At 72.5% G+C, this 12463-nt stretch carries 7 protein-coding genes; all 7 read left to right on the forward strand.

The features are described from left to right. On the forward strand, positions 1–3740 hold a 3740-nt coding region (locus ACFC02_RS38705), incomplete at its 5' end, for an Rne/Rng family ribonuclease (RefSeq protein WP_376367067.1). A gap of 630 nt (positions 3741–4370) precedes the next feature. Further along, a complete protein-coding gene (gene rplU, locus ACFC02_RS38710) occupies positions 4371–4691 on the forward strand; it encodes a 50S ribosomal protein L21 (protein ID WP_004931419.1) in 321 nt (106 codons plus the stop codon). A 14-nt stretch (positions 4692–4705) separates the two neighbouring features. Continuing rightward, positions 4706–4960 carry a 50S ribosomal protein L27 gene (gene rpmA / locus ACFC02_RS38715; protein ID WP_018570808.1) on the forward strand — a complete coding sequence of 85 codons (255 nt, stop codon included), beginning with the start codon at positions 4706–4708 and terminating at the stop codon, positions 4958–4960. A 102-nt stretch (positions 4961–5062) separates the two neighbouring features. Beyond that, positions 5063–6499 carry a GTPase ObgE gene (obgE, locus tag ACFC02_RS38720; RefSeq protein WP_376367069.1) on the forward strand — a complete coding sequence of 479 codons (1437 nt, stop codon included), beginning with the start codon at positions 5063–5065 and terminating at the stop codon, positions 6497–6499. Positions 6500–6754: 255 nt separating this feature from the next. Beyond that, positions 6755–8590: a stealth family protein gene (locus tag ACFC02_RS38725; protein WP_376367071.1), complete on the forward strand. Its 1836-nt coding sequence runs from the start codon at positions 6755–6757 to the stop codon at positions 8588–8590. Then, on the forward strand, positions 8587–9576 hold the full coding sequence (locus tag ACFC02_RS38730) for a hypothetical protein (protein WP_360973512.1): 990 nt from the start codon (positions 8587–8589) through the stop codon (positions 9574–9576). The genes ACFC02_RS38725 and ACFC02_RS38730 overlap by 4 nt, the downstream gene beginning before the upstream one ends. A 5-nt stretch (positions 9577–9581) precedes the next feature. Continuing rightward, complete coding sequence (locus ACFC02_RS38735; RefSeq protein ID WP_376367074.1) at positions 9582–12416, forward strand: stealth conserved region 3 domain-containing protein; 2835 nt, start codon at positions 9582–9584, stop codon at positions 12414–12416. Positions 12417–12463 lie beyond the last annotated feature (47 nt).

A 12463-nucleotide genomic window follows, 5' to 3' on the forward strand; every position in this document is an offset into this window, starting at 1 on the left:
CTGGGGAGGAGGCCGAGGAGGCCGCTTTGCCGCGGGCCCGTCGTCGTGCCACCCGCCGGGCGACGGCGCCCGTCACGGAGACCGCCGAGGCCGCCACCGAGGCTGCCGAGGCCCCCGCCGCCGAGCCCGCGCCCGCCACCGCCGCCTCCGGCGAGAGCGGTGAGGAGGCTGCTCCGGCGCGGACCCGTCGTCGTGCCACCCGCCGGGTGACGGCGCCCGTCACGGAGACCGCCGAGGCGAGCGAGTCCGCCGTCGAGGCCCCCGCCGTAGAGGCCGCCGCGCCCGCCGCTGTGGAGGAGGCCGAGGAGGCCGCTTTGCCGCGGGCCCGTCGTCGTGCCACCCGCCGGGCCACGGCGTCTGCCACGGAGACCGCCGAGGCCGCCCCCGCTCAGGCCCCCGCCGCCGTGGAAGCCCCCGCCGCCGAGGCACCCCAGACCCGGACCCCGGCTCAGGCCCCGGCCGCCGAGGCCGCGGAGGAGGCCGCGCCGCGCCGTGGCCGCCGCCGGGTCGTGCGGCGTGCCGCGACCGGGTTCTCCGAGCCCGCCGGTGCCAAGGGGGCGGAGGAGGACGCACCGCGCAAGCCCGCACGGCCCGCCGTCGCCGTCTTCCAGCCGCCGGTGTTCGCCGAGCCGAAGTTCCAGTTCCAGACCCCGCAGCGGGCCGCCGCCGAGGCGGCCGCCGAGGCCGTGCACGACGAGGAGCCCGCCGAGCCCGCCACGCCGTCGGCGCGGAAGGCCGAGCAGGCGGAGCAGCCCGAGGCGAACGAGCAGCCCGGGGCGCGGCGCCGCCGCCGTCGCCGGGGCGCCGGTGACGACGAGGAGCCCGAGACCCAGGCCCCGCAGGCGCCGCAGGCCGCTCAGGCCGTCGCCGAGGACGAGGCGGAGGAGGCCGAGGAGTCGGCCGAGGACGCAGCGGACGGCGACGAGGGCGAGGACGGCGGATCCCGCCGGCGCCGTCGCCGTGGTGGCCGTCGCCGTCGCCGGGGCGAGTCCGCGGACAGCGGCGTTGACGAGGAGCCGGAGGAGAGCGGCGAACTCGCCGCGGCGCAGGCCGCGCAGGACGCCGAGGACACCGCCGAGCAGGTCGAGGAGGACGCCGAGGACGCCGAGGACGCGGCCGAGGGCGACGAGGACGACGAGCACGCGGGTGGCGCGGGCTCCGGAGGCAACAGCAGCAGCCGTCGCCGTCGCCGCAGGCGCCGCCGGGCCGGTGACAGCGGCCCCGAGGGCGAGCCGTCCGCCGACGACCCCGAGCGCACCGTCGTCAAGGTCCGCGAGCCGCGCGGCAAGAAGGACGAGCGGCCCGGTGGCGGCACGGACGAGGTGCAGTCCATCAAGGGATCGACCCGCCTCGAAGCGAAGAAGCAGCGCCGCCGCGAGGGCCGTGAGCAGGGCCGCCGCCGCGTCCCGATCATCACCGAGGCCGAGTTCCTGGCCCGCCGCGAGGCCGTCGAGCGCGTGATGGTCGTCCGCCAGCACGGCGACCGCACGCAGATCGGCGTCCTGGAGGACGAGGTGCTCGTCGAGCACTACGTCAACAAGGAGCAGGCCGTCTCGTACGTCGGCAACGTCTACCTCGGCAAGGTGCAGAACGTCCTGCCGTCGATGGAGGCCGCCTTCATCGACATCGGCAAGGGCCGCAACGCCGTGCTGTACGCGGGCGAGGTCAACTTCGAGGCGCTGGGCATGGCCAACGGCCCGCGCCGCATCGAGTCCGCGCTGAAGTCCGGGCAGTCCGTGCTCGTCCAGGTCACCAAGGACCCGATCGGCCACAAGGGCGCCCGCCTGACCAGCCAGGTCTCCCTGCCGGGCCGCTACCTCGTGTACGTGCCCGAGGGCTCGATGACCGGCATCAGCCGCAAGCTGCCCGACACCGAGCGGGCCCGGCTGAAGACCATCCTCAAGAAGATCGTCCCCGAGGACGCGGGCGTCATCGTGCGCACCGCCGCCGAGGGCGCGAGCGAGGACGAGCTGCGCCGGGACGTCGAGCGGTTGCAGGCGCAGTGGGAGGACATCCAGAAGAAGGCCAAGAACGGCAACAGCAGCGCGCCGTCGCTGCTGTACGGCGAGCCGGACATGACCGTCCGCGTCGTGCGCGACATCTTCAACGAGGACTTCTCCAAGGTCGTCGTCAGCGGTGACGAGGCCTGGGACACTGTCCACGGCTACGTCTCGCACGTCGCGCCCGACCTCGCCCCGCGTCTGTCGCGCTGGACGAGCGAGGTGGACGTCTTCGCCACGTACCGGATCGACGAGCAGCTCGCCAAGGCGCTGGACCGCAAGGTCTGGCTGCCCAGCGGCGGTTCGCTGGTGATCGACCGGACCGAGGCGATGGTCGTCATCGACGTCAACACCGGCAAGTTCACCGGCCAGGGCGGCAACCTGGAGGAGACGGTCACCAGGAACAACCTGGAGGCGGCCGAGGAGATCGTGCGCCAGCTCAGGCTGCGCGACCTCGGCGGCATCATCGTGATCGACTTCATCGACATGGTGCTGGAGTCCAACCGGGACCTGGTGCTGCGCCGTCTGCTGGAGTGTCTGGGCCGGGACCGTACGAAGCACCAGGTGGCCGAGGTGACCTCGCTGGGCCTGGTGCAGATGACCCGCAAGCGGGTCGGCCAGGGCCTGCTGGAGTCGTTCTCCGAGACCTGTGTCCACTGCAACGGTCGCGGTGTCATCGTGCACATGGAGCAGCCGTCCGCGGGCGGCGCGGGTGGCGGCAAGCGCCGCAAGCGCGCCCGTGCCGGTGCCGAGCAGCCGCACGAGCACGAGGCCGTGGCGGCCCAGGCCGCCCTGCCGACCGCGGAGGAGGAGGCGGAGGCCGAGGCCGAGACCGTCACCGAGGCCGCCGAGGCACCTGTGGTCTCCGAGCCGGTCGCGCTGCCCGCGTTCGAGATGGCCCCGGACGAGGAGCTGTACAGCTCCGTCGCCGAGGCGGAGGCCGCGGCGTCCCGTGGCCGCGGCAGGCGCCGGGCGAGCCGCCGGGCGTCCGCTCCGGCGGGTGCGCCGAAGGCCTCCGCCGACGGGGCGGCCCCGGCCGCGCCCGCCGCGCCGACGGCGCAGGACGTGACCGCCGCGCAGGAGGCCGAGCGTCCGGTGCGTCCGGAGCCGGCCGCCGAGGCGCAGGCCGAGCCCGTGGCCGTGGAGGACCCGGTCGTCCCGGTCGCGCCGGACGAGGAGGCCGCGCCGAAGGGCCGTACCCGTCGCCGCGCGACCCGCAGGGCGTCGGCGCCGGCCGGTTCCCCGACGGGGGCCGAGGCGGCCGTGGTGACGGTTCCGGAGCCCGCGCCCGAGCCGCAGCCGGCCCAGGCCGATGAGGCCCAGGCGGAGACCGGGGCCGCGGCCGAGGCGGACGCAGAGGCGGCCGAGCCGTCCGCACCGGCCCGTCCGCGGCGGCGCGCCGTGCGCAAGGCCACCGCACCGACCGCGTCCGAGGAGGCGGCCGTCGTGGTCGTCCCGTCGGCCCAGGCCGAGGCGGAGACGCCTGCTGCCGGGGTCCCGGCGGACGCGGGCGAGGAGGAGGCGCCGCCGGCGAAGAAGACGGCCCGCAAGGCCGCCAAGAAGGCCACGGCGAAGAAGGCCGCGACCAAGAAGACGGCGGCCAAGAAGACCGCCGCGAAGAAGGCGACGGCCAAGAAGGCGACGAAGACCGCCAAGACGGCCACCGCCGCGAAGAAGACGGCCGCGAAGAAGACGGCGTCGGCATCGACGCCGGCCTCCGCCACGACCGACGAGAGCTGATCCCCACCAGCGGGTCGGGCCTGGTCCACGGACCGGGTCCGGCCCGCTGGTTTCGGGGCAGGCTTGCCGGGCCGGTCCGGGCCGGGCCGGTCCGGGGCCGGTCGTCGGGCTGGGCCGGGTGCGGAGTCGGTGGCGGCTCGTCGGGCTGGGCCCGGACCGTGGGGCCTGCCGGTCTGTGGGGCTGAACCTCGGCTGTGGGGCGCGGTGCGGCTCGTTGGGCTGGACCCCGGTCGTGAGGCCGGACCCGTCCTGTGGGGTCGTCGTATGCGGCTCTGAGCCGCTCCCGGGCGGGAGGGCTGGAACCACCCCCTGCGCACGCACCCGTGGCTGGAATCGCCCCCTGCGTACGCCCGCGGGCCCCCGCAGCAGGCCCTGCACCCGCCGCTCGCCCCGGCCCCGTGCCCCCTGGGCGGACCCTGGCCGTGAGCAGCCGCACACCCGTGGGCCCCGGGCCGGTTTGACCCCTTCGGCCGGGGACCCGTAATCTTGACCGTCGGCGTGCCGACTGAGTGCGCCACATCCCCGTAAACCTCTTCCTCCCGGGCACTGGGCTGGCCGGGAGAGGTCGTCCGCAGTGCGGGCGGCTGGCCTGCGGGGGTGCCGTTTCCCGAGCGAGAGAGTGAGATCCGCGTGTACGCCATCGTGCGCAGCGGTGGTCGCCAGCACAAGGTTGCTGTCGGCGACATCGTTGAGGTTGACAAGATTTCCACCGCCAAGGTTGGCGACACGGTCGAGCTCTCGACCCTGCTCGTTGTCGACGGCGACGCTGTGACCAGCGACCCGTGGGTGCTGGCCGGCATCAAGGTCCAGGCCGAGGTCGTGGACCACCACAAGGGGCAGAAGATCGACATTCTGCGCTACAAGAACAAGACCGGCTACCGCCGTCGTCAGGGCCACCGCCAGCAGTACACGGCGATCAAGGTCACTGAGATCCCCGCGGCTGCGAAGTAAGGGACTGAGGAGACATGGCACACAAGAAGGGCGCATCGTCCACCCGGAACGGTCGCGACTCGAATGCCCAGCGGCTCGGCGTGAAGCGCTTCGGCGGTCAGGTCGTGAACGCCGGTGAGATCATCATCCGCCAGCGCGGCACCCACTTCCACCCCGGTGCGGGCGTCGGCCGCGGCGGCGACGACACGCTGTTCGCGCTGCAGCCCGGTGCGGTGGAGTTCGGTACCCACCGTGGCCGCAAGGTCGTGAACATCGTTCCGGTCGCCTGACCGGAGACTTTCGCGAGGCGGACCTCACTTCCCCATCGGGAAGGCGGGTCCGCCTTTCGCGTGTTACGTAAGAGACATTCCCGTAGTTCTGGAGGCACCACCATGACCACCTTCGTGGACCGCGTCGAACTGCACGTCGCCGCGGGTAACGGGGGCCACGGCTGTGCCTCCGTGCACCGTGAGAAGTTCAAGCCGCTGGGCGGCCCGGACGGCGGCAACGGCGGCCGGGGCGGCGATGTGATCCTCACCGTCGACCAGTCCGTGACCACGCTGCTCGACTACCACCACTCGCCGCACCGCAAGGCCACCAACGGCAAGCCCGGCGAGGGCGGCAACCGTTCCGGCAAGGACGGCGAGGACCTGGTCCTGCCGGTGCCGGACGGCACGGTCGTCCTGGACAAGGCGGGCAACGTGCTGGCCGACCTGGTCGGCCACGGCACCTCGTACGTCGCCGCGCAGGGCGGCCGGGGCGGCCTGGGCAACGCGGCACTGGCCTCGGCCCGCCGCAAGGCGCCCGGGTTCGCGCTGCTCGGCGTGCCGGGGGACCTCCAGGACATCGTCCTGGAGCTGAAGACCGTCGCGGACGTGGCGCTGGTGGGCTACCCGAGCGCCGGCAAGTCGTCTCTGATCTCCGTGCTCAGCGCGGCCAAGCCGAAGATCGCGGACTACCCGTTCACGACCCTCGTGCCCAACCTGGGCGTGGTGACGGCCGGTTCGACCGTCTACACCGTCGCCGACGTGCCCGGACTCATCCCCGGCGCCAGCCAGGGCAAGGGGCTCGGCCTGGAGTTCCTGCGGCACGTCGAGCGGTGCAGCGTCCTCGTGCACGTGCTGGACACCGCGACCCTGGAGTCGGACCGCGACCCGGTCTCCGACCTCGACATCATCGAGGAGGAGCTGCGGCAGTACGGAGGTCTGGACAACCGGCCGCGCATCGTCGTCCTGAACAAGATCGACGTGCCCGACGGCAAGGACCTCGCCGAGATGGTCCGGCCGGACCTCCAGGCGCGCGGCTACCGCGTCTTCGAGGTGTCGGCGGTGGCCCACACGGGCCTGAAGGAGCTGTCGTACGCGCTGGCCGAGCTGGTCGCCGGGGCGCGGGCCGCCCGGCCCAAGGAGGAGGCGACGCGGATCGTCATCCGGCCGAAGGCCGTCGACGAGGCCGGTTTCACGGTCACCCTCGAGGAGGACGGCCTGTTCCGGGTCCGCGGCGAGAAGCCCGAACGCTGGGTGCGGCAGACCGACTTCAACAACGACGAGGCCGTCGGCTACCTCGCCGACCGGCTCAACCGCCTCGGTGTCGAGGAGGAGTTGATGAAGGCGGGCGCCCGCTCCGGCGACGGCGTCGCGATCGGGCCCGAGGACAACGCGGTCGTCTTCGACTGGGAGCCGTCGGTGATGGCGGGCGCGGAGATGCTCGGCCGCCGTGGCGAGGACCACCGTTTCGAGACGCCCCGCCCGGCCGCGCAGCGCCGCCGCGACCGGCAGGCGGAGCGCGACGACTCCGAGCGGGAGTACGACGACTTCGAGCCGTTCTGACCGGTGCGGCCCTTGTGTCCGGGAGCTTTCGGGCTCCCGGACGCGGCTGTCGGCCGCGCGGTTCCACGCTGTGATTTATGTCAACACTCGTGGCCGATCGGCCCGGTATGCCGCATTTGCTGACGGTTGCGGTTGTGGCACGGCCATGGGGACGTGAGGTAAACACACTGCATACTTGTCTCGCCGTGTTTTTACCGGATCACCTAGTGGGAGCGTGCCGTTCACCCAGCCGTTCCCGTCGGAGGAGCTCCCGCAGTGCGAAACCCTGAAGCCTCCCGGTTGGTTGGCGTGTACCGCCGCGCGGTGCCGGTCGGCGCGCGGCGAGTGATCGCCGAGCACGTGGGGACCGACTTCCGCGAGCAGCTCAAGTCGGGGATCGCCGCCGCGGCCGAGGTGCGCAACCAGGTCAAGCGGGGGCGGGTGGTCCGCCGCCACCGTGCGCTGCTGGCACGGCACGACAGAACCGTCGTCAGCGTCGACGGGACGCCGCGCATCGCCCACGTCGTCCCCGACATCACTCCGCTCCAGGCCCGCCGGGCCAACCTCGACGAGGTGGCCGCCGCGCTGCGCGGCGCGGGTGTCGACTACTTCTGCGTGCGCTCGGCCTCCGAGACCTCCGCGGCGGTCGCCGTACGGCAGGAGGACCGCGAGCGCGTGCTCACCGCACTGCGCCAGGCCTGCCGGATCAGGCCCGGCTACGTGGTCCCGGTCCGGGGCCGCCAGCCCCAGGAGGAGTCCGTACTGCCCGGCTACGGGGCCGGCCCGTGGAAGCGGGTCTCCGGCGCCGACGTCTTCCGGTGCACCTGGTACCTCACCGACCAGACCGGCCGCCTGGTGCTGGGCCTGCGCTACGGCTGCGACATCGAGTTCTGGCGGCAGGAGGGCGACGAACTCCTCTCGCCCCGGCGCAATGTCGTCGCCGAGGCCGTCCCCGCCGACGAGGCGCCGGTCCAGGCCGACGAGAGCCTGTTCACCGAACTCGCCCCGCTGCCCGCCGAGCACGGACTCCCCGCCGAGCGGGAGCGGACGGAGCGGGAGCAGCCGGAACAGGAGCACCCGGAGCAGGAGCACCCGGAGGAGCAGGAACGGGTGCACGTGCGGACCCGCCCGGCCTTCGCGGCGGCCGCCGTCGGCCGCCGGACGTTCCCCGTCGACGTGGTGTACACGTGGGTGGACGGCGCCGACCCCGACTGGGTGCGCCAGCGGGCCGCCTTCTCCGACCGGCCGTACCACGAGGAGGCCGCCAACGCCGCGCGCTACCTCAGCCGGGACGAACTGCGCTACTCGCTGCGCTCGCTGCACCTCTACGCGCCCTGGGTGCGCAACATCTACCTGGTGACCGCCGACCAGACGCCGGAGTGGCTCGACACCGACCACCCCCGGATCAAGGTCGTCAGCCACAAGCAGATCTTCAAGGACCCCGACGCGCTGCCGACCTTCAACTCGCACGCGATCGAGAGCCAGCTGCACCACATCGAGGGGCTCTCCGAGCACTTCCTGTACTTCAACGACGACGTGATGCTGGGCCAGGAGGTGCTCCCGCAGCACTTTTTCCTGCCCAACGGCCTGGGCAAGTTCTACCTCTCGCCCGCCCTGGTCCCCTTCGGCGAGCCCTCCCCGGAGGACCCGCCGGTGGCGGCGGCCGGGAAGAACAACCGCAGGCTCATCGCGGAGCGCTTCGGCGACAACATCTTCCGCAAGATGAAGCACGTGCCGCACGCGCTGCACCGCAGCGTCCTGGACGAGATCGAGCGGGAGTTCCCCGAGGAGCACCGGCGCACGGCGGCGAGCCGGTTCCGCAGTGCCGAGGACATCTCCGTCGCCTCGTCCCTGCACCACTACTACGCCTTCCACACCCAGCGTTCCTTCTCCGGCGAAGGACTCGTGTACCGCTACTGCGACGTGGGCAAACCCGGTGTCGAGCGAGTGCTCGGCCGACTGCTCGCCCAGCGTGACGCGCACGTGTTCTGCCTGAACGACACGACCTCCACGGAAGCCGAACTGGGCCGCCAGCAGGCCCTGATGACGCGCTTCCTGGACGAGTACTTCCCGTACCCCAGCCCCTACGAGCGTGGTGCAGACAACCGATGAGACAACTCCCTACCCCGCACAAGGTGATGCGCAAGGGGTACGACGTGGTGCGCTCGGCACGGTCGCGACTGGACAGTCTCGTCCTGGTCCCGCCGAGCGCCGACGACTGGCCGCGGGTCACCGCCGAACACCTCTCCCTCCTGGACGGCAGGACGCTCAACTTCTGCGTCCGCGTGCCCGGCGAGGTGACCGCCTCGGCCGCGTCCCTGCTGCTGGGCGGCTCCTCGACCCCGGTGGTCATCCCGCTGACGCTCGTCCAGCGCAGTGACGGCCAGGTCGAGGCACAGGGCACCGCCGTCCTCGACCTGCTGGAGGCGGACGCCGACTCCCACCCGCCGGTCCCCGCCGGAGTACGCAGGTTTCTGCTGGGGTCCGGCCAGTGGCGGCTCTCGGTCGTCTTCGCCGACGCCGCCGGCACCGAACGCCGCTTCGCGGTGGCCAAGGCGCCCCGGCTCATGACCGACGGGCCCACGGTCCCCGAGCCGGTGCGCCCGGACGGCACCTACTGCCGTCTCATCGCCTCCGGCACCGGACGCGCGTACGTCTCCGTGGGCAGGGACGACGCCGAGGCGGAGATCCTCTCCGTGAAGATCGGCTGGTCCGAGGTGACGCTGGAGGGCCGGCTCGTCAACGCGCCGGCCGAGGAGTGCAGCGGCGACGTCGAACTCGTCCGCCGCAGCGGCAAGGCCGCCCGCGTCGTCCCGGCCACCTGGCACGGCGACGTCTTCGTCTGCTCGCTGCGCGTGGCCGACTTCGGCGACGTCGGCACCAAGGAGCAGATATTCGACGTCCGGCTCCAGCGCCCGCGCCGCCGACCGCTGAAGATCTCCCGGCAGCGCACCGACGTACGCAGCCCCGGGGACGTCTTCCGCATGCCGCACCGGCTGCTGACCGCCGACGACGACTCCGTGCTGAGGATCAACCCGTATTACACGCCCATCGGCAGCCTCGCCTTCCGAGCGGCCCACCTCCCCTCTGGATGTTGACACCAATGAAGATCACGTTTCTGCTCACCTGGGGCGACGAGATGGGCGGCACGGAGCAGGCCGTCTACACCCAGGCGACGCACCTGGCGCCCCGGCACAGCGTCGATGTGCTCAGCGTCTTCAAGACCCGCGAGCGTCCCTTCTTCTCCGTGGACGAGCGGGTCCCCGTGCGCTACCTCGTGGACCGCACGGGCAAGACGGAACGGCCGGTGCGCGACAGCGACATCGGCGCCGAGGAGTGCCGCCGCCTGGCCGGGCTGCCCAGCGACCTGATCAGCCCCAAGTGGGAGGCGACCTTCGACGCCCTCTCCGACGTCGAGATGAACCGCGCCCTGCGCACCCTCGACACCGACATCCTCATCACCACCTCGCCGGCCCTGATGTCCGCCGTCGCCGACCTGGTGCCCTCCCGGGTGATCACCATCCACCAGGAGCACCGGCCCTCGCAGCTGCGCGGCGGCACCGGCGAGCCGCTGCTGCTGCGGGCCCCGGAGATCGACGCGCTGGTCGTTCTGACCGAGCGCACCAAGCAGTGGCTGGAGGAGTCGCTCGGCAAGGCGGCCCCGCGCCTGGCGGCCATCCCGAACGCCATCCCGGAGGGCTTCCGGCCCCGCTCCAGCCTCACCGGCAAGAGCATCGTGATGCCGCGCCGCCTCGTGCCCGACAAGCAGGTCGACCACGCCATCCAGGCCTTCGCGAAGGCGCTGCCCGAGCACCCCGGCTGGCGGCTGCGCGTCTTCGGCGACGGTCCGCAGATGTCCCGGCTGCGCAACATGGTCCAGGGCCTCGGTCTGCACGACGCCGTGGAGATCCTCGGCCCCAGCCAGCACATGACCGAGGAGTGGGCCAAGGCCAGCCTCACCATGCTGCCGTCGCAGGACGGCGAGGCCTTCCCGCTGGTGCTCCTGGAGGCCTTCGCCGCCGGCGTCCCGGCGGTGGCGTACGACATCGTCACCGGCCCCGCCGAGATCATCCGGCACGGCGTGGACGGCCTGCTCGTGGCGCCCAACGACATAGAGGGCCTCTCCGAGGCGATCTCCCGTCTGATGGGCGACGAGGAACTGCTGCGCTCCTACGGGGAGAACGCCCACGAGGGCTCCGCGCGCTTCGCCGCCGACGTGATCGTCAAGCAGTGGGAGGAGTTGTTCACCGAACTGCTCTACCGCCGTGACGACCCGCAGCGGATGGCGCAGCGGGCCGACCGCATGGCCCACCGCGTGGCGCACGGCGGCGCGGGCCGCTTCCACGCCGCCGTCGCCGCGGACCGCACGGCGCCCTCCTCGGGCGACCAGCGCGCCCGCGAGCTGGTGATCGGCGCGGCCAACCGCTCCCTGGTACGTGCCAGCGGCCGGCTCTCCGAGGTCCACGACGACCTCCAGGGCTCGGACATCGTCCAGCGCAACTTCGAGACGGTCGTCGCCGCGCTGGAGAAGCACGGCATCCCCTTCGTGCTGGTGCGCGACCGGGAGGACAGCCCGCGCCGCCGCCTCGCCGTGGACACCGTCCACCAGGCGGCGGTCCGCAAGGCCCTGGCCACCGACTACGAGGGCAAGGCGGTCTACGCCGAACTGCTCAAGCCCCGCACGCACGCGCCCGGCGTCCTGCTCGCCGAGCGCCTGGAGGCCGCTGGAGAGGTGGCCGGCCTCCGGGTCTTCCGCCCCGTGGTGACCTCCAGCCGCACGCTGCGCTTCGGTCCCGCCTACGGCTGCGACGTGGAGTTCTGGCGTCAGGTACCGGAAGAGGAGGGCGGCGACGGCCAGTTCGTCGCGCCGCTGCGCGCCAGCTCCGTCGGCCCGAAGCTGCCGACGCTGACCGCGGACGCCCGGCTGCGGGTGCGCGACCGGGAGTACCCGACGCTGGAGCCGTTCACCAAGCGGATGGTCAGCGACATCGACTTCCCGGTGGACGTCGTCTACACCTGGGTCGACGACGCCGACCCCGACTGGCAGGAGCGGCGGGCACGGCGTCGCGCCGAACTCGGCTTCGCGGCCGAGGCGACGGGCTCCGGTGACGAGGCCGCCCGCTTCCGCAACCGTGACGAACTGCGCTACTCGCTGCGCTCGCTGGCGATGTTCGCGCCCTGGGTGCGCAAGATCTACCTGGTCACCGACGACCAGAGCCCGCAGTGGCTGAACACCGCGCACCCGGACATCGAGGTGGTGTCGCACCGCGACATCTTCACCGACGCGTCCTGCCTGCCGACGTTCAACTCGCACGCCATCGAGAGCCAGCTGCACCACATCGACGGGCTGTCCGAGCACTTCCTGTACATGAACGACGACGTGTTCATCGGCAGGCCGCTCAACGCGCAGAAGTTCTTCCAGCCGAACGGTACGAGCCGCTTCTACTGGACGCCGACGACCGTGCCGATCGGGGAGCCGGCGGAGACGGACGAGGGCTACTTCGCCGCGGCGAAGAACAACCGCAAGCTGCTGGAGGAGCGCTTCGGGGTGACCGTGGCGAACAGCTTCGCGCACGCCCCGCACCCGCTGCGCAGGAGCGTCCTGGAGAACATCGAGGCGGACTTCGCCGAGAGCGTGGCCCGCACCGCCGCCAACCCCATGCGCGGCTGGCAGGACATCTCGATGGTCTCCTCGCTGCACCACCACTACGGCTACCTGACGGGCAGCGCGGTGCCGAGCAGCATCCGGTGCGCCTACATCGACGTGGGCACCTACTCCCGCCACCCCGAGCTGACCCGGCTGCTCGCCATACGCGGGCACGACGCGTTCTGCCTGGGCGAGTCGCAGGACGCGGAGGTCCCGGACCAGGAGCAGGCCCGCATCATAAGCTCGTTCCTGCGCGCCTACTTCCCGGTGAAGAGCCCGTACGAGCTCTGAGCCCCGAGGGCGACGGAAAAGGGGGCTTCCCCGGCACCGAGTGCCGG

It is taken from the genome of Streptomyces sp. NPDC056160 (assembly GCF_042268205.1).
Lineage (GTDB): Bacteria > Actinomycetota > Actinomycetes > Streptomycetales > Streptomycetaceae > Streptomyces.